The organism is Paeniglutamicibacter psychrophenolicus (assembly GCF_030812255.1).
Taxonomy (GTDB): Bacteria; Actinomycetota; Actinomycetes; order Actinomycetales; family Micrococcaceae; genus Paeniglutamicibacter; species Paeniglutamicibacter psychrophenolicus_A.
Genome location: NZ_JAUSSH010000003.1, coordinates 39924 through 57891 on the forward strand (window position 1 = coordinate 39924; position 17968 = coordinate 57891).

16 protein-coding genes and 2 tRNA genes are annotated in these 17968 nt (G+C 65.7%); 13 read left to right on the plus strand and 5 right to left on the minus strand.

The window, feature by feature from the left end; translation table 11 throughout:
* Positions 1 to 72: 72 nt before the first annotated feature.
* Positions 73 to 2820 carry a pyruvate dehydrogenase (acetyl-transferring), homodimeric type gene (gene aceE, locus J2T21_RS06335; RefSeq protein ID WP_307579642.1) on the minus strand — a complete coding sequence of 916 codons (2748 nt, stop codon included), beginning with the start codon at positions 2818 to 2820 and terminating at the stop codon, positions 73 to 75.
* A gap of 375 nt (positions 2821 to 3195) precedes the next feature.
* Here aceE and J2T21_RS06340 point away from each other — a divergent pair, with 375 nt between their 5' ends.
* The 4 genes from J2T21_RS06340 (at position 3196) to J2T21_RS06355 (ending at position 5583) form a co-directional block, all read left to right on the plus strand.
* Positions 3196 to 3570 carry a DUF3052 domain-containing protein gene (locus J2T21_RS06340; RefSeq protein WP_139194884.1) on the plus strand — a complete coding sequence of 125 codons (375 nt, stop codon included), beginning with the start codon at positions 3196 to 3198 and terminating at the stop codon, positions 3568 to 3570.
* Between the two features lie 4 nt (positions 3571 to 3574).
* Positions 3575 to 4066, plus strand: a complete 492-nt coding sequence (locus J2T21_RS06345; protein ID WP_307579644.1) for a redoxin domain-containing protein — start codon at positions 3575 to 3577, stop codon at positions 4064 to 4066.
* Positions 4067 to 4186: 120 nt separating this feature from the next.
* Positions 4187 to 4262: transfer RNA gene (locus J2T21_RS06350), tRNA-Val, on the plus strand.
* A gap of 385 nt (positions 4263 to 4647) precedes the next feature.
* On the plus strand, positions 4648 to 5583 hold the full coding sequence (locus J2T21_RS06355) for a methylenetetrahydrofolate reductase (RefSeq protein ID WP_307579646.1): 936 nt from the start codon (positions 4648 to 4650) through the stop codon (positions 5581 to 5583).
* 504 nt (positions 5584 to 6087) lie between these two features.
* Here the strand turns inward: J2T21_RS06355 and J2T21_RS06360 are convergent.
* On the minus strand, positions 6088 to 6636 hold the full coding sequence (locus J2T21_RS06360) for an MFS transporter (protein WP_307579648.1): 549 nt from the start codon (positions 6634 to 6636) through the stop codon (positions 6088 to 6090).
* 47 nt (positions 6637 to 6683) lie between these two features.
* Positions 6684 to 6905, minus strand: a complete 222-nt coding sequence (locus J2T21_RS06365) for a hypothetical protein (RefSeq protein ID WP_307579650.1) — start codon at positions 6903 to 6905, stop codon at positions 6684 to 6686.
* Between the two features lie 393 nt (positions 6906 to 7298).
* Between J2T21_RS06365 and argE the strand changes: the two genes are divergently transcribed.
* The 5 genes from argE to J2T21_RS06390 all read left to right on the plus strand — a co-directional run bounded on the left by argE (position 7299) and on the right by J2T21_RS06390 (position 11388).
* The gene (gene argE / locus J2T21_RS06370) at positions 7299 to 8471 is read left to right on the plus strand and encodes an acetylornithine deacetylase (RefSeq protein WP_307579652.1); all 1173 of its coding nucleotides are present in this window, start codon (positions 7299 to 7301) and stop codon (positions 8469 to 8471) included.
* A 48-nt stretch (positions 8472 to 8519) separates the two neighbouring features.
* Positions 8520 to 8723, plus strand: a complete 204-nt coding sequence (locus tag J2T21_RS06375) for a hypothetical protein (RefSeq protein ID WP_307579654.1) — start codon at positions 8520 to 8522, stop codon at positions 8721 to 8723.
* Positions 8724 to 8735: 12 nt separating this feature from the next.
* Positions 8736 to 9794, plus strand: a complete 1059-nt coding sequence (locus tag J2T21_RS06380) for an MFS transporter (protein WP_307580055.1) — start codon at positions 8736 to 8738, stop codon at positions 9792 to 9794.
* A gap of 172 nt (positions 9795 to 9966) precedes the next feature.
* Positions 9967 to 10042, plus strand: a tRNA-Val gene (locus tag J2T21_RS06385).
* A gap of 128 nt (positions 10043 to 10170) precedes the next feature.
* Complete coding sequence (locus J2T21_RS06390) at positions 10171 to 11388, plus strand: Fic family protein (protein WP_307579656.1); 1218 nt, start codon at positions 10171 to 10173, stop codon at positions 11386 to 11388.
* Positions 11389 to 11635: 247 nt separating this feature from the next.
* On the opposite strand, the gene J2T21_RS06395 is transcribed toward J2T21_RS06390, so the two are convergent.
* Positions 11636 to 11821 (minus strand): CsbD family protein, encoded by a 186-nt coding sequence (locus J2T21_RS06395; protein WP_307579658.1) that lies wholly within the window; start codon positions 11819 to 11821, stop codon positions 11636 to 11638.
* 296 nt (positions 11822 to 12117) lie between these two features.
* Here J2T21_RS06395 and J2T21_RS06400 point away from each other — a divergent pair, with 296 nt between their 5' ends.
* The 4 genes from J2T21_RS06400 to J2T21_RS06415 all read left to right on the plus strand — a co-directional run bounded on the left by J2T21_RS06400 (position 12118) and on the right by J2T21_RS06415 (position 15968).
* Positions 12118 to 12633, plus strand: a complete 516-nt coding sequence (locus tag J2T21_RS06400; RefSeq protein WP_307579660.1) for a gluconokinase — start codon at positions 12118 to 12120, stop codon at positions 12631 to 12633.
* A gap of 66 nt (positions 12634 to 12699) precedes the next feature.
* Entirely contained in the window at positions 12700 to 14103 is a 1404-nt protein-coding gene (locus J2T21_RS06405) for a GntP family permease (RefSeq protein ID WP_307579662.1), read from the plus strand.
* Between the two features lie 46 nt (positions 14104 to 14149).
* On the plus strand, positions 14150 to 14923 hold the full coding sequence (locus J2T21_RS06410) for an SDR family oxidoreductase (RefSeq protein WP_307579664.1): 774 nt from the start codon (positions 14150 to 14152) through the stop codon (positions 14921 to 14923).
* Positions 14913 to 15968 carry an L-idonate 5-dehydrogenase gene (locus J2T21_RS06415; RefSeq protein ID WP_307579666.1) on the plus strand — a complete coding sequence of 352 codons (1056 nt, stop codon included), beginning with the start codon at positions 14913 to 14915 and terminating at the stop codon, positions 15966 to 15968. The genes J2T21_RS06410 and J2T21_RS06415 overlap by 11 nt, the downstream gene beginning before the upstream one ends.
* A 106-nt stretch (positions 15969 to 16074) precedes the next feature.
* Here J2T21_RS06415 and J2T21_RS06420 read toward each other — a convergent pair whose 3' ends face one another.
* Complete coding sequence (locus J2T21_RS06420) at positions 16075 to 17802, minus strand: thiamine pyrophosphate-dependent enzyme (protein WP_307579669.1); 1728 nt, start codon at positions 17800 to 17802, stop codon at positions 16075 to 16077.
* Positions 17803 to 17968 lie beyond the last annotated feature (166 nt).

Genomic DNA, 17968 nt, shown 5'->3' on the forward strand with positions numbered 1-17968 from the left:
CAAAAAAGCGGTGGCGCAGCTCCCCGCCAAGGGGGAGCCGCGCCACCGCCGGTGCTTACATGCAGCGCGAAACTAGGCGTCGCCGCCCGCGTTGCCGCTGGTGCCGGCGGTCACGTCGTCGAGCCTGTACTTGGCAAAGGCGGCTGCCGGCACCGAGGCGTCGACCTCCCCGCGCTTGGCCAGCATCTGCAGCGTGCGGACAACCACCGAGTGCGCATCGATCTTGAAGAATCGACGCGCCGCGGCGCGGGTGTCGGAGAAACCGAACCCGTCGGCGCCCAGGGTGGCGAATTCGTTGGGCACGAACTGGCGGATCTGGTCCGGCACGGCCTTCATGTAGTCCGAGACCGCAACGACCGGGCCGGTGGCACCGGCCAGCTGCCGGGCAACGAACGGCACACGCGGCTCGACGCCCGGGTTCAGGAACGCCTGCTCCTCGCACTCCAGGCCGTCGCGGCGCAACTCGTTCCAGGAGGTGACGGACCAGACATCGGCCGACACGCCCCAGTCCTCGGCCAGCATCCGCTGGGCATCGATGGTCCACGGGACGGCCACGCCGGAAGCGAGCAGCTGGGCGCGCGGTCCGTCGACGGTCGCCGGGGAGACCTGGTAGATGCCGCCGAGGATTCCGGCGACGTCGAGGTTCTCCGGCTCCTTGGGCTGCTGGTAGGGCTCGTTGTAGATCGTGATGTAGTACATCACGTTCGGGTCCTCGTGCTTGCCGCCATACATGCGCTCGAGGCCGGCCTTGACGATGTGGCCGATCTCGTAGCCGTACGCCGGGTCGTAGGTGACCACGGCCGGGTTGGTGGAGGCAAGGATCGGGGAGTGCCCGTCCGCGTGCTGCAGGCCCTCGCCGGTCAGCGTGGTGCGGCCCGCGGTGGCGCCCATGATGAACCCGCGGGCCATCTGGTCCCCGGCTGCCCAGAAGGCATCGCCGGTGCGCTGGAAGCCGAACATCGAGTAAAACACGTAGATCGGGATCAACGGCTCGTCGTGGGTGGCGTAGGCGGTGCCCGCTGCGGTGAACGCCGCGACGGCGCCGGCCTCGTTGATGCCCGGGTGGATCAGCTGCCCGGCAGGGGATTCCTTGTAGGCAAGAACCAGTTCGCGGTCAACCGAGAGGTAGTTCTGTCCGGCCGGGTTGTAGATCTTCGCGGTCGGGAAGAAGGCATCCATGCCGAAGGTGCGCGACTCGTCGGGCACGATCGGGACCACGCGCTTGCCGAATTCCTTGTCGCGCATCAGGTCCTTGAGCAGGCGCACGAAGGCCATGGTGGTGGCCGCCTGCTGCTTGCCCGAACCGCGGGAGGCGGTGTCGTAGGCCTTGTCCTCGGGGAGGTGGATCTCCTTGGACTTGGTGCGACGCGAGGGCACGGGACCGCCGAGCTCGTTGCGGCGTTCCATCATGTACTTGTACTCGGCAGAATCCTGGCCCGGGCGGTAGTACGGCGGCAGGTACGGGTCGGCTTCGAGCTGCTCGTCGGTGATCGGGATGCGCAGGTGGTCGCGGAAGGCCTTGAGGTCCGCCAGCGTCATCTTCTTCATCTGGTGCGTCGCGTTGCGCGCCTCGAAGTGCGGGCCCAGGCCGTAGCCCTTGACCGTCTTGGTCAGGATGACCGTCGGCTTGCCCTTGAACTCGGTGGCCGCCTTGTAGGCCGCGTAGACCTTGTGGTAATCGTGGCCGCCGCGCTTCAGGTTCCAGATCTGCTCGTCGGTGAGGTCCGAGACCATTTCCTTGGTCTGCGGGGACTTTCCGAAGAAGTGCTCGCGGACGAAGGCGCCATTTTCGGCCTTGTAGGTCTGGTAGTCGCCATCCGGGGTCTGGTTCATGATGTCGACCAGCGAGTTGTCCTCGTCCTTGTCCAGCAGGGCATCCCACTCGCGGCCCCAGACGACCTTGATGACGTTCCAGCCCGCACCGCGGAAGAATGCCTCAAGTTCCTGCATGATCTTGCCGTTGCCGCGCACCGGGCCGTCGAGGCGCTGCAGGTTGCAGTTGACCACGAAGGTGAGGTTGTCGAGCTTCTCGTTGGCGGCGAGCTGGAGCAGGCCGCGCGATTCGGGCTCGTCCATCTCGCCGTCGCCCAGGAAGGCCCAGACGTGCTGGTCGGAGGTGTCCTTGATGCCGCGGTTCTGCAGGTAGCGGTTCGACTGCGCCTGGTAGATGGCGTTCATCGGGCCGATGCCCATGGACACGGTGGGGAATTCCCAGAAGTCCGGCAGGGAGTGCGGGTGGGGGTAGGAGGGCAGGGCGTGGCCCTTGCGGGACTTCTCCTGGCGGAAGCCGTCCATGTCCTCTTCGCTCAGGCGTCCTTCGAGGAACGCGCGGGCGTACATGCCGGGGGAGGCGTGGCCCTGGAAGAAGACCTGGTCGCCTCCGCCCGAATGGCTCTTGCCGCGGAAGAAGTGGTTGAAGCCCACCTCGTACAGGGTTGCGGCACCGGCGTAGGTGGAAATGTGTCCGCCCACCCCGACGTCCGGGCGCTGCCCGCGGTGCACCATGACCGCGGCGTTCCAGCGCATGAAGGCTCGGTAGCGTCGTTCAATCTGCTCGTCACCCGGGAACTCTGGTTCCTGGTCCACCGGAATCGTGTTCACGTAGTCCGTGGTGGTAACCATGGGGACGCCCACACTCTTGGCGCCTGCGCGCTGTAGCAGTGAACGAACAATGTACTGGGCACGCTCGGTGCCCTGCGTTTCGACCAGATCATCGAAGGACTCAATCCATTCGGCGGTCTCCTCCGGATCCCGATCGGGCAACTGGCTGGTCAAGCCGCTACGGATGTGAGAAATATGTTCCTCTACAGCCACGTCCATCTTCTCCTCGTTATGGGGGTACAGCGGGGACTGTGCGTTGGGCGCAAGTAAGCATCTCCAACCCACAGTGGCGTTGCTAGCGCCAAAGGTTTGGCCCGTTCCCCAAGGGTGGTTGGTCGCGGACCGCCGATTACACTCTAATGCGCATGCAGACCCAAAACGTATCCGGGCTAAACACATGCGACGTTTTGAAGTTACACGGCGAATGTGCCGAGAGCCGAATGCGGGTCGAAGTCGTCACTATTTCGGCGTGTTGAACGCTTTGCGCTTGATGGGAAGGGCAAAAGGGTGTTTGGTTGTTACCAGACGCTTTACAGCAGCAGGAGGAGTGACGTGAGCGACGCCGCACCGGCAAAGCACGAAGCCGCACAGAAAATGGGCTTCAAAGACGGGGACCTGATTCAGGAACTCGGGTACGACGACGATGTGGACTTTGATCTGCGCGATTCCCTTGAGGACGCAGTGGGTTCCGAACTACTGACAGAGGAAGACCACGAGGTAGTCGACGGAATCATCTACTGGTGGCGCGATGACGACGGGGATTTGATTGATGCCTTGGTCGATTCGCTGGTCAGCCTGGATGAAAAGGGCGTCGTATGGCTCTTGACCCCGAAGTCGGGTCGAGACGGATACGTTTCACCTGCCTCGATCCAGGCCGATGCGCCCACCGCGGGCCTCCACGTGACCAACACCGAGGGTGTTTCCGAGGATTGGTCGGCCACTCGACTTGTTGCGCGCCGCAAGAACTAGCGCTGTGGAACCATCTCAAACGGCGACGGGGAGTCCCTCCTCGCCGCCGCGGGCCGGTCAAACGGCCCCGGGCTTCGCCCTTCCCAACCAACACGGTGAACTCATCGAGTCCCGGTCCTTGGGGGAGCAGGCCTACTTCCTGGTTTTCTATCCGTTCGCGTTCTCCGCGGTCTGCGGGTCGGAACTGGAAGAGCTGGAAGAAGTGCGCGAAGAATTTGCCGCACGAAACATCCGCATCATGGGTGTCTCGGTGGATCACAAGTACGCACTGCGCATCTATGCGGACCAAGCCCGATTCGGGTTTGATCTGCTGGCCGACTTCTGGCCACACGGTGCCGTAGCAAGCAGCTACGGCGCATTCAACTTCGAGTCCGGCGCGGCAACGCGGCACACGTTCCTCATTGCAGAGGGACGCGTGGTGGATTCCTTTAGTTCACCTATCCATCAGGCGCGCGCCATCGCGCGCTACCGAGAGGCCATGGACCTACTCACCTAATTGTTGTCGAAGAATCTTTGCGTCTATTTCGACAGCCCGGGCGGGTACATTGCCAACAGTCATATTCTTGTCACGAACACTTCCGGCGGAATGTCAACCAAAAGAATTCAGTAGTGCCAAGGGCCTTTAGCTCAGCTGGTAGAGCGTCACGTTTACACCGTGAATGTCATCGGTTCGATCCCGGTAGGGCCCACCAGCAGGTTGCTGTCCAAAGCTGCAACTTCACGCATTTCTCACCCACGGCCGGTGGCCCACCCTTGCGGCGGTCCACCGGCGTGGTACCCCGGTTTTGAAATCCACATCATGCGATTCGCCGGTCCAACGACCTGGGCGCACCCGGGGTGACAAGTGGTGCACCCCCTCCCAGGTGTGGGCCGTTGTGCAGCGGCGCATTGGCTGGGTCGTCCACAACGCCATGGCTCCCGATCCGCACCTCAAGAGGGTCCCTTCACTCCAAATGGAACTCGAGAGGGATAGCAGCCGGAAGTTGTCTGCCCGATCGGTGGTGGCTTCGTCGATGGACCGATTGCCGGGGTTGGTAGGATGCTGGGATGTCTTGAACCCTGCAACGAGATCGGGCCGTGGCGCCCGGGTTGGTTGCAGGCCAGCTCAGCCGCATGCCGGTGCCTCAGAAGAACCAGGTGATGGAAATTCCCGATACGAAACCGAAGCCCGAATCTCCGGTGAAACTCCACGGTGCTTGGTACACCTTGGAGACGACGGGAAAGGGCATCGGCCAGATTGCCGCCGCGAAAGACCTCATTCCACCCAAAACACCGATCAATGTGGCGTTCCTCGGCAATGAGGACCACAGCCAGCGCATCAACGCGGCACGGTTCATACGGGAGAATGGATTCGAACCCGTCCCCATCATTTCCTCGCGTCGGCTGCGTTCCGGGCATGACCGCGATGAATTGCTCAATGACTTGATCGAAGCGGCCGCGCCGTCACGCTATATTTTTGTCGGCGGAGATCCGGCCACTCCGGCAGGACCCTACGAAGATTCGATGGCGCTGCTGGAAAGCGGTGTTCTGGAACGCCACTCCATTCGGCACGTGGGCATCGTGGGGTACCCGGAGGGGCATCCGAAGATCGACGCCAACACGCTGTGGTCCAGCTTGAAGTGGAAGGTCGGCTTTCTGCAGGACGCAGGGTGCACCGTAGAAATCACGACACAGTACGGCTTTGATGCCGATGCAGTTCTTAGCTGGCTCGAGCGACTGCGCCACGAGGGAATCGAGGCGCCCATTCGACTTGGTGTCCCAGGTCCCGCCGAAGCAGGCAAGCTCCTCCGTTTCGCCCGGCAATTTGGCGTCGAACCCTCGGGGGCCATCGCACGGGAGTATGGACTGCCGGCGGATGATCCGACGCTCCACGTCAACGCGGACCGATACTGGAATCGACTCGCGTCCATCATGGACAGCGAGAATTACGGAAGAATCCAATTTCACCTGTATCCATTCGGTGGGATGCGGGAAAGTGTCCACTGGATGAATAACCGCACTATTCCTGTTTGATAGCGGGGACAGGAACCCGGACCATGTCTTTTTCCGAGCTGGTCCAGTGACCTCTACCTTCGGTTCACTTCAGCAACCAACCGCTCCTGTCAAAGCATCGTTGCGGCCGTGTCGCTCCCGCGCTGCGACCGTTGCGCCGCTGCCGAGCAGCAGTCCCGGCAACTCGGCCATGAAACCTTGAAGGAGCCTGGGCCAGGGCAGAAACCAGGCCTCGGGGGTAGACCCGGACGGTGCCTCGATCCGGAGGCGCGAGAGGCGGCCGCCTTGTGAGAACCAACGCTGATATTCCTGCTCAGCAAGGCCGGCCAAACCACGGGGCGGCCGACATCGGCCGCCCGGTCGTCCCGGGTTTGTTCGGCTTCGCGCCGCCCGGCAGTTGCCAATGCAGGAGAGACCAGGCGACAGGTAGCGGTGACCTCGACATTTCCCCGTGCCGATTCGCTGCCCGAGCGATCCGCGGGTGGTGTTCCCGAAGCGGTGCCGTCGGTACGCAGTCAGGGCGCTTCAATCGAGGGCAGGGAATCGAACGAGCACTTGGGTCCGGCTGCTATCCCGCCAGGGTGGTCCCGGGAGCCATCGAAGCGACCCACGGAACCGGAGCACACCGACCAAGACCAGCAGTGCAACCGCCTCGGCAGCCAGCCACGGCGTCGGCAGGGTGGTGAACACACCCAACAAATGGACCGCGAGGATCAGGGCGCCGGTGAGCATGAGCGTTCCGAACGCGTCGATCCGCTGCCGCAGGCCAACGTCCGGGATCCGCACCGTGGCCCCGGCACGAAGCACGAGCAGCACCACCGGAAGGAAGAACAGGAAGCTCACGCACCAGCCCAGCAGCGTGGCCACCGCCCCCGGCAGCACCAGGCCCAGCGAGAACCCGACGGCGCCCATCGCCCCGTACAAGGAAATCGCGCGATTGCGGCGGCCCGATTCAGCCAGCCCCGTCGTGATGGGCGCGAGTGCGGCAGGGTCGCTGAGTGCGGCACCGGCACCCTGGATGAAGCGCCCGGCACCCGGCAGCAGCACGGAATCGGCAACTGCGAAGCCAGGCAACCGAGCCCGAACAGCCCGACGCCGATCAGGAAGATCCGACGGCGGTTTCATGCATCGACCAGGCGCCCGGCCCGCGGCAGCAGCGCAGCATAGCTGAGCAGGAAGGCGCTGGCAACGATCTGCACATTGATGCTCGAGGAACCCATGCCCTCGAGCAACAAGGCGAGGCAGACGCACACCACGCGCATCCGGCTCAGCGGAGCTGGGGAGGATGCGGCGGGTCTGGCGGCGCCCGCCGCCGGCGCGGGGACGAAATATTCATCTGGCATGACTGGCTTCTCCTGGGTTCGCAGTGACAAACCCACATTCTTCGACCGGGCACTTTCCTCGTGCTTTCATCTCCGCGCCGTGGCGGACCGGAGGCGGAGCATTGCCGCAACCATGAGTCGCCGGGCGGTGAACGGCGTCCCCGTTCGGTGGCCGGCGACCCTGGATGCCGCCCCCGGTGCCGTGGTCGGCGCATCTTCTTTCGGCACGAGCGACGCGGTTTATGACGCGGGGCCCCGGGCCCGGGCCGGTTCCGGCAAGGCCGGGGACGGACCCTGTTACGTGCGCGGAAGTGCGGCCACGCCCCTCGGCATCCGCAGTGAGAGAATTTTCATGATCCCTGTCAGATTTGGCCATCGGCTTCCCGATCGCCTTCGCGTCCACGAGGAGCAGCAATGCCAGCACAACCCCACGCCAACACCATGGCCGAAATCACCAAGCTGATCGGCTTCGACACCACCAGCCGGGATTCGAACCTTCCCCTGATCGACTACGTCGTGGAACGGCTGGACGCCCTCGGTGTCGAATCGTCCCTCGTGCACAACGCCGAGGGCAACAAGGCCAACTTGCTGGCTACGATTCCGGCCGCCGACGGCACCCGCACCGGAGGCATCGTGCTCTCCGGGCACACCGACGTCGTGCCCGTCGACGGGCAGGACTGGAGCAGCGACCCGTTCACCCCCGAGGTCCGCGACGGCAAGCTCTACGCGCGCGGCACCTGCGACATGAAGTCCTTCGTCGCGGTGATCATGGCCAAGCTCGAATCGATCACGGCGGCGAAGCTGAAGGAGCCGATCCACCTGGCCTTCTCCTACGACGAGGAGGTCGGCTGCCTCGGCGCCGTGGACCTGGTTGCCGCCATCACCGAGGCGGGCCTGGCCCCGCGCGGGTGCATCGTGGGGGAGCCGACCAGCATGCGCGTGGTCCGCGGCCACAAGTCGGTCAACGTGATCCGCGTGGATTTCCACGGCGTGGCGGCACACTCCTCGCTGACCACCCAGGGCGTCAACGCGATTTCCGCCGCGGCCGAATTCACCGGCTTCGTCGACTCCCTGGCGCGGGGCTTCAAGCAGGACGGTCCCTTCGACGAGGCCTTCATCGTCCCGTACACCACCACCACGGTGAACAAGATCTCCGGCGGCATCGCGGTCAACACCATCCCGGCCGGATGCACCCTGCACTTCGAGTTCCGCTCGATCGGTGCCGATGACCCGGGCGCATTGATCGAACGCTACCGCGCCGAGGCCAAGCGCATCGAAGGGGAACAGCAGCTGCAGAACCCGGCCGCCCGGGTGGACTTCACGGTGCTGGCACAGACCCCCGGCCTGGACACCCCGGAAGATGCGGGAATCGTGGCCCTGTCGGCCAAACTGGGCGGCACGCCCAGCCCCGACAAGGCCACCTACGGCACCGAGGCCGGATTGTTCTTCAACGCCGGCATCCCCACCGTGGTCTGCGGCCCCGGCGACATTGCCCAGGCCCACGCCCCGGACGAATACATCGAACTCGAACAGATCGCCGCGTGCGAGGCCTTCATCGAGAACCTCATTACCGAACTGAGCGCCTGATTCGCATCGCGACATCACGGCGCTACATCCACCCCCAAGGAGATACCCATGGCTGAGATACTAGCCGCCACCCCGCAGCAGCTCGCTGCGGCCAAGAAGGCGGTGATCAGCAGTTCGATCGGTGCCGCCCTGGAATGGTTCGACATCATCGTCTACGCGACCTTCGCCGTCGTGATTGCCGAGAACTTCTTCCCGGAGTCCAACGGCACGATCGGGTTGATTCTGACCTTTGCCACCTTCGCGATCTCCTAACTGATCCGCCCGCTGGGCGGCATGGTGCTGGGCAGCTTCGCGGACCGCAAGGGCCGGAAGAATGCCCTGATGCTGACCCTGATGCTGATGATGGTCGGCACGCTGATCATGGCGGTCGCACCAACCTATGCCCAGGTCGGGGTGTGGGGTGCGGTGATCATCCTGGTTTCCCGTTTGGTCCAGGGCTTCTCGGCCGGCGGCGAGTTCGGCACGGCAACCGCCTTCCTGATCGAAACGGCCCCGCACAGGAAGGCCTTCTATGCCTCGTGGCAAGTCGCCGCCCAGGGCGCCTCGATGCTGCTGGCCTCGGCCTTCGGCTACGGGTTGACCCAATGGCTCTCCGAGGAGGCGTTGTACAGCTGGGGCTGGAGGGTGCCATTCTTCGTGGGCCTGCTGATCGGTCCGGTGGGCCTGTACATCCGGGCCAGGCTCGACGAGACCGAGGAGTTCACCAAGGGCGAGAGGACCAAGACCCCGCTGAAGGACCTGTTTGTGCACCACCACGGCCGCCTGCTGGCAGGTTCGGCTGTCATCGGGGTGGCAACCATCTCGGTGTACATGATCCTGTACATGCCGACCTTTGCCGTGAAGAACCTGGGCATCCCCGCCACCGCCGCGTTCCTGGGCGGCGTCGTGGCCGGGTTGGTCGCGCTGGTCGGCGTCCCGTTCGTGGGGCACCTGGCCGACCGGATCGGTCCGGCCCGGGTCATGACCTATGCCGCGATCGGCGCACTGCTGCTGGCCTGGCCGTTGTTCCAGCTGATGGTCACCAAGCCAACGGTGCCGATGCTGATCCTGGTCATTGGCCTGCTGGGTGTGATCATGGCCTTCTACTTCGGCCCGTTGCCGGCGCTGCTGTCTTCGCTGTTCCCGGCGGCCATCCGCGGCACCGGCCTGGCCGTGACCTACAACGTCGGGGTGACGCTGCTTGGCGGCATCGCCCCGCTCGTGCTGACGTGGCTGCTCAGCGTCACCGGGTCGCTGAATGCGCCGAGTCTCTACTACATGGCAATTGCCGTGATTTCCCTCGTGGGCCTGTACTTCGTGCGCAAGCGCTACCAGCAGGCCTAGCAAGCCCGGCGTTGCGTCGTCGGCAGGTGGTCCTTGGGGACGTGCCGACGACGCGTGCCTGGCATCCCGGCGTGGGCACCGGCGATTTGCCAAGTCAGGGATGTGTGTATTAGATTATCTACTTGTTGCAACGCACTGGAACGGAAATCTTCCGAAGAAGTGTGTTGTTTCGGGGCCTTTAGCTCAGCTGGTAGAGCGTCACGTTTACACCGTGAATGTCATCGGTTCGATCCCGGTAGGGCCCACCAAAACAAAGCTCCGCGTCATGGAAGAGATTCCGGGACGCGGAGCTTTTTTGCGTTCCATTTCACCCGGAACCGTAAGTAAGCCGACTCCATACTTACAGTTTCACGATAACTGTAAGTATGATCGGATCATGTCAACAGTTTCACTGCGTGTGCCGCCAATCAAACTTGAAACCCATCAGTGGCTTGCCGAGCAGGACGGGATGAGTTCGCGGGCACAGCTTGCCCGTGGATCCGGGCCGTACGAATCGGCGGTCCCGCCGAAGATCGCCAACCTCCAGCTCGACGTTCCCGCGCTGCTGGCGGCAGACGTCGAGGACGCGGTTTCGGCCTTGGTGCGTTTCGACAGCCACGCCCGGGATCGGCTGGGAACGTCCTCTCCCATGCTGGGCCCGATGTCCTCGATCCTGTTGCGCACCGAGTCTTCCTCGTCCTCGCAAATTGAAAACCTGACGGTGGGTGCGCGGCAGCTTGCCCTGGCCGAACTCAACCAATCGACATCGACCAACGCCATGTCCGTTTCGGCGAACGTCCACGCCATGGAAGCGGCCCTGGAGCTGGCGGACCACGTGGACAGGGCGGCCATCCTCACAATGCACGAAAAGCTGCTCATGGGGCAAAAAGGCTGGGAAAGCCACGCGGGAAGATTCAGGCAGCAGCTGGTGTGGATTGGATCGACAGGGACGAGCCCGCGTGGAGCGACCTTCGTGGCGCCCAGGTTCGAGCTGGTGGACGACTTGATTGAGGATCTGGTGGACTTCGTCTCTCGGGACGACCTTCCGGTGCTGGTTCAGATCGCCATTGCCCACGCCCAGCTTGAAACCATCCACCCGTTCGTGGATGGCAACGGACGGACCGGGCGGGCACTGGTCCATGCCTTGCTGCGCGGCAAGGGATTGGTGCGTTCGACCACGGCCCCGTTGTCCGCGGGCCTGCTGAAGAACACGAACCGATATTTCGAGGCACTGACGTCTTACCGTGCCGGGGAAGCGGGTCCAATATGCGAGCAGTTTGCAGCCGCCTCGAGATTCGCGGCGCACTCGGGTGCCGAACTGATCGACAAGCTGGGGCTGGAACTGGACGCCGCCAGGCAGTCGCTTGCCGCCCTGCGTCCACAGGCCATGGCGTGGGCGCTGCTGCCGCATCTGGTCTCCCATCCTGTCATGAACACCGAGCTGGTCACCGGGCTATTGGGGACATCGCAAACCAGCGCCTTGCGTGCGCTGGCCCAGCTCCAGGATGCCGGTGTTGTCGTGGAGCGTTCGGGATACAAGCGAAACCGTGTGTGGCAGCACGACGGGATCCTTGCTGTCCTCGACGGGTACGCCGCGGAACTTCTGCGGGCTTGAAATCAGGTTTGACGTGGTTCGGCGGGGGAGCCCCGGCACCTGGCCCCGGTCCGGCCGGGCTTCGTTGGCCGGGACGCGTTCGTCCCGTGAACCGGTTTCCGTGCCGTGTTGCGCGGACCATGCCAGGCGTGAAGGGTCCGCCACATGAAGGCAGGGCCTTGGCCTCGTGCGATAGGAGGGTGGACATGGAAGCGCCCCAACCCCCGCGTGCGGGGGTTGGGGCGCTTCGGCTGGTTGGTGCCGGGGTCTAGCCGCCGGTGATGTCCTTGGCTGCGTCCTTGACGTGTTCCCCGGCCTGCTTGGCCTTTGCCGCGGCCTGGTCCCTGAGGCCCTGGGCCTGCAGCTGCTCGTTGTTCGTGGCGTCGCCAAGCTTTTCCTTGGCCTCGCCGGCTACTTCCTGTGCCTTGTTGCTGATCTTGTCTCCGAGTCCCATGGCGGGTTTTCCCTTCGTTGATCTTGCGTGAACCCTCCCCACGCTAGGAACAGAACCTTGGCGCTGGCTGGGAACCGCTGCAAAACGGCCCGAAAGGCTGCCTCGAATCGGTGAGCGGGCACCGCGGATTGCACGCGGTGACGGGGATCCGGGGGTTGCCGAGGTTGTTAGAAAGATTGGATCAATGCCCCCTGTTGACACCCCGGTCGTGCGCGTCCTAGTCTGTATAAATCATATTTATGCCGAACATCACGTAGTTATGTCCGACATTAGCCTGGTTCCACGATGGAGTGACGATGAACAGCCCTGCCTACCCGCCCATGATCGTTATGGGCGTTTCCGGATGCGGAAAATCCACGGTGGGGCGCTTGCTGGCCGAGAAGCTCGGTTCGGTGTTCATCGACGGAGACGACCTGCACCCCGCATCCAACAAGGAAAAGATGGCTGCAGGGCACCCGCTCAACGACGGTGACCGCACGCCCTGGCTCGCAACCATTGGAGACGAACTCTCCGAAAGCGTTCAGGACGGCACGCCGGCGGTCATCGCCTGCTCGGCACTCAAGCGCAGCTACCGCGACCTGTTGCGCGGCCACGAGCCGTCCACCGTCTTCATCCACCTGCGCGGCACGGCCGATCTCATCCAGCACCGCCTGGATGAACGCAGCCACGAATACATGCCCCCGACGTTGCTGGCCTCGCAGCTGAGCACCCTCGAAGCCCTCGAACCGGACGAGGCAGCCATCGAAGTCGATGTCAGTCTCACCCCCGAGGACATCGTGGCCCAGGTGGCCAGGACGCTGAACGCCCCGTAGCACCCCAGGGACCATCCGGTTCCATCCCCACCACCCGAGACCACTTACACCTTTCGAAGGACAATGATGACCGACGAGTTAGTCATGAACTGGACGCTGGGCACCCCCGCGCTCCTCTCCATCGCCGTGGGCGCGATCCTGCTGCTGCTTCTGTTCATTATCAAATGGCGCATCCATGCCTTCGTGGCGCTGGTCGTCATCTCGCTGCTGACCGCAGTGGCCACCGGGATCCCGGTGGCCTCGGTGATACCGACACTGACCGGCGGCTTCGGCGGAACGTTGGCCTCCGTGGCCCTGCTCGTGGGCCTGGGTGCCATGCTCGGGCGCATGCTCGAGACCAGCGGCGGCGCCGAGGTGCTGACCAACGCGTTGATCGGCAAGTTCGGCGAGAAGCGCGCACCGCTGGCCCTGTCCATCGCCTCGCTGCTCTTCGGCTTCCCGATCTTCTTCGACGCCGGCCTCGTGGTCATGCTGCCGATCATCTTCACCGTGGCACGCCGCCTGGGCGGCTCCTTCCTGGGCTACGCCTTCCCGGCGGCCACCGCCTTCTCGGTGATGCACATCTTCGTGCCGCCGCACCCGGGCCCGGTGGCGGCCTCCGGCCTGCTCGAGGCCAACGTCGGCCTGGTCCTGCTGCTGGGCCTGGTCGTCGCGCTGCCGACCTGGTACTTCGCCGGCCACCTCTACGGCAAGTACGTGGGCCGCAAGTTCAACATCGCCATCCCCGACATCCTCGCCGGCACCAAACAGGAACAGCACGACTTCGCCTCCACGCCGAAGCTGGGCACCGTGGTGACGCTGCTGCTCCTGCCGCTGGTCCTGATCTTCATGAACACCGGCCTGAACACCCTGGCCTCGGCCGGAATCGTGGACAAGGGCGCCCAGTGGGTCCAGATCCTGCGCCTGGTCGGCGAAACCCCGATCGCCCTGCTGATCACCGTGCTGCTGGGCATGTACCTGCTGGGCTACAAGCAGAACAAGGACAAGACCCTCGTCGAAACCGTGGTCGACTCCGCGCTCGGCCCGGTCTGCTCGATCATCCTGATCACCGGCGCCGGCGGCATGTTCGGTGCGGTGCTGCGCGCCAGCGGCATCGGCGATGCCGTGGCCGACTCGCTTGACGCCCTGGGCCTGCCGATCATCGTCGCCGGCTTCATCATCGCCGCCGTGGTCCGCGTCGCCCAGGGTTCGGCCACCGTCGCCCTGACCACCGCCGCCGCCATCATCCAGCCCGTCGTGGTGGGCAACGCCGACCTGAACCAGATCGAGGTCGTGGCCATCGTGCTCGCCCTGGCCGCCGGCTCGGTGTTCGCCGGGCACGTCAACGACTCCGGCTTCTGGCTGGTCTCCCGCTTCTTCGGCATGGACGTCAAGACCACGCTGAAGGTCTGGACCGTCGGACAGGCACTGGTCGGTGTCATCGGCTTCGCCATTGCGTACCTGATCTACGCCGTCGCCGCGGCCTTCTAGGTACACTCCACCTGCGTACGACTCGCACACCAGCAAAGGAAGAATCATGGGCAGCAACCTCTTTGACCTCACCGGCCGCATCGCCCTGGTCACCGGTTCCTCGCGCGGCATCGGCAAGGAACTTGCCGCTGGCCTGGCAGATGCCGGCGCGACCATCGTGCTGCACGGGCGCAATGCAGCGACCCTGGCGGCAACCGCCGCCGAGTTCGCGCAACGCTTTGGGCAGGAACGCATCTACTCCTACGCGTTCGACGTGACCGACGCCCAGGCGGTGGCCGGCGGCATCGCCGCGATCGAGGCCGAGGTCGGCCCGATCCGCATCCTGGTGAACAACGCCGGCATCCAGCACCGGGTCCCGCTGCTGGAGCTCGACGTCGCCGACTGGCAGCGCGTGCTGGACACCAACCTGACCAGCGCGTTCCTGGTGGGCCGCGAAGCGGCCCGGGGCATGCTCGCCCGCGGGGAAGGCAAGATCATCAACATCTGCTCGGTGCAGACCGATCTGGCCCGCCCCACCATTGCCGCCTACACCGCGGCCAAGGGCGGGCTGCGCAACCTCACCCGCGCGATGACCGCCGAGTGGGCGGGGGCCGGGCTGCAGGTCAACGGCATCGCCCCGGGCTACATCCACACCGAAATGACCCAGAACCTGGTCGACGACGAAAAGTTCAACTCCTGGATCCTGGGCCGCACCCCGGCCGGGCGCTGGGGCACCGTGGCCGACCTGGCCGGGCCGGCCGTGTGGCTGGCCTCGGACGGCTCGGACTACGTCAACGGCCAGACCATCTTCATCGACGGAGGAATGACAGTTGTCGTCTAACACCACCACCACCGCCACGGCCGTCGTCGCCCACGCGGCAAACGACCTGCGCGTCGAGACCATCGAGGTCCCGGCACCCGCGGCGCACGAGGCACAGATCGCCATCGCCTACGGCGGGATCTGCGGCTCGGACCTGCACTACTGGAGCCACGGGGCGGCGGGGGAGTCCATCCTCAAGGCGCCCATGGTCCTGGGCCACGAGATCGTAGGCACCGTCACGATGGCCGCGGCCGACGGCACCGGACCGGCCGCGGGCACCATGGTGGCCGTGCACCCGGCCACCCCCGGCGGCACCGGGGCACGCTACCCCCAGGAGCGGCCCAACCTGTCCCCGGGCTGCACCTACCTGGGGTCCGCGGCCCGCTACCCGCACACCGAGGGCGCGTTTGCCACGCGCGTGAACCTGCCGGCCCGGATGCTGCGCGAACTGCCCGCCGGGCTCTCGCTGCGCGATGCCGCGCTGGCCGAACCCGCGGCGGTGGCCTGGCACGCCGTGGCCCGCGCCGGGGAGGTCGCCGGAAAGCGTGTCATGGTCATCGGCGCCGGGCCCATCGGCGCGCTGGCCGTCGCGGTGCTCAAGCGCGCCGGAGCAGCCGAGATCATCGCGGTTGACATGTTTGACTACCCGCTGGAAATCGCCGCCGCGGCGGGCGCCACCGCCACCCTGAAGGCCGACGACGCCGAAGCCATCGCCGCGGTGGAAGCCGACGTGGTCATCGAGGCCAGCGGCAACCACCGCGGCCTGGCCTCGGCCATCCGCGGCGCGATGCGCGGCGGGCGCATCGTGATGGTCGGGCTGCTGCCCTCGGGCGAGCAGCCCGCGCTGATCTCCCTGGCCATCACCCGCGAACTCGAGCTGGTCGGTTCCTTCCGGTTCAACGACGAGATCGACCAGGTGCTCACCGCGCTGGCCGAGGGCACGCTGGATGTCTCGGCCGTGATCACCCACGAGTTCGACGTTGCCGACGCACTGGCGGCCTTTGAGACGGCGAGGAACTCCGCGGAATCCGGCAAGGTGCTGCTGCGCTTCGCAGCCGAAGGCTAAGCCCTCCGGAAGGCACCTGCACGACACGCCAGGCGCCGTCCCGGTCTCCCTCATGGGGGCGACCGGGCCGACGCCTTCGCCGTTTACCCGCCGGGTTCGATCCCGTTCAGGCACCGGGGCGGTGCGCCCGGGACTCCTTGAGCCTGGCACTCGCGTACCCCAGCGCCTGGCCGATCTTGGTGTCCGGCGGGATCGAGACCTCATCCGGGTTTGTCACCACATCCAGCAGCACCGGCCCCTCGTGCGCCAGCGCCTCGGAGATCGCCGCCTCCAGCCCGCCCGGATCCTGAACCCGGATGCCGTGCAGCCCGCAGGCCCGTCCCACCTCGGCCAGGTCGGGGTTCGCCAGCACCGTGCCGAATTCCGGCAGCCCGGCCTGCTCCTGTTCCAGCTTCACCATGCCCAGCCGGCCGTTGTTGAACACCACCAGCTTCACCGGCAACCCGTAGGCCACGGCGGTGAGCAAGTCGCCCATCAGCATGCTCAGCCCGCCGTCCCCGCAGAAGGCCACCACCTGGCGGGTGCGCTCCAGCGCGCTGGCCCCCAGCGCCTGCGGCATGGCGTTGGCCATCGAGCCCAGGTTGTAGGATCCCAGCAGCCGCCGGGTTCCGCGCATCGTGACGTAGCGTGCCAGCCACACCGTGGACATGCCGGTGTCCGAGGTGAAGATGGCGTCCTCTGCGGCGAGCCTGTCGACGGCGGCGGCCACCGCCTCGGGCCGGATCGCGTGGCCCGGGTTGTCCGCGAGGGCCCGCACCCGCCCGGTGAGGTGCGTGTCGTGCCCCGGGTCCGCCAGCGACAGGTGCCGCTTGGTCCAGGCCAGGTAGCGGGTGCGGGCATCGAGCACATGGCTCTGGTCGGTCTTGGTCTCCAGCAGCGGCAGCAACCCGGCCAGGGCGAGCCCGGCATCGCCGACGACCCCCACGTCCACGGCCGTGCGCCGCCCGATGTGCGCCCCGGCCGCATCGATCTGGATGACCACCTTGCCCGACGGGTAGGAATCCCGGTAAGGAAAATCGGTGCCCACCATCAAGAGCACCTCGCAGCTCTCCAGCGCGTGGGCGGCCGCCGGGTTGCCGATCAGCCCGGCCTGGCCCACCTGGAACACGTTCGCATCCTCCAGCCCCTCCTTGGCCTTGAGCGTGAGCACCATCGGGGAGGCGAGCTTCTGCGCGGTCTCCAGCACCAGGTCCCTGGCGCCGCGTGCGCCGGCTCCCACCAGCATCGTGACGCGGCGCGCCTGGTTCAGTTCCTTGGCAATGGTCCCCAGCACCTGGGGGTGCGGGGCAACGGGGGCGGCGACGTCGACGAACCGCGGGAGCGCCTCCTTCGGCAGCGCCGCGCCGCCGATGTCCCCGGGGATGCTCAACACCGCGACGCCGCGGCCGGCCAGCGCGGCGTTGACGGCCTGTTCCAGCAGGTACGGCATTTGTGCCACGGAGGTCACGGTGTGCGCAAACAGCGCCACGTCGGCGAAGATCACGTCGTTGTTGACCTCCTGGAAGAAGTCGGACCCGATCTCCCCGCTGGGCACCTGCCCGCAGATCGCCAGCACCGGCGCATGGGACTTCTTCGCGTCGTAGAGGCCGTTGAGCAGGTGGAGCGATCCGGGTCCGACGGTTCCCGCGCACACCCCAAGGGTCCCGGTCAGCTGTGCCTGGGCGCCTGCGGCAAAGGCTGCGACCTCCTCGTGCCGCACCCCGATCCATTCGATTCCCCCGTGGGTGCGGATCGCGTCGGTCAGGGGATTCAGGGCGTCGCCCACCACGCCCCATACGGTCTGCACGCCCAGGCGGGCCAGCGCCTCGACGACCATTGCGGCAACGGTGCTCACGTTCGTGTCCCTCCGCCGACCGAACCGGATGCCGCAAGCGAGACGCGCCGCTGGCGCCAGGGCCCGCACCCGGAGTCGGGGACTCGGTGCGGGGGATGCGGAACGGCCGGATCCGGTGCGGGGCACGGAATGCCAGGCACCCGGCGGGCGCAGTTCCGGCACGGCT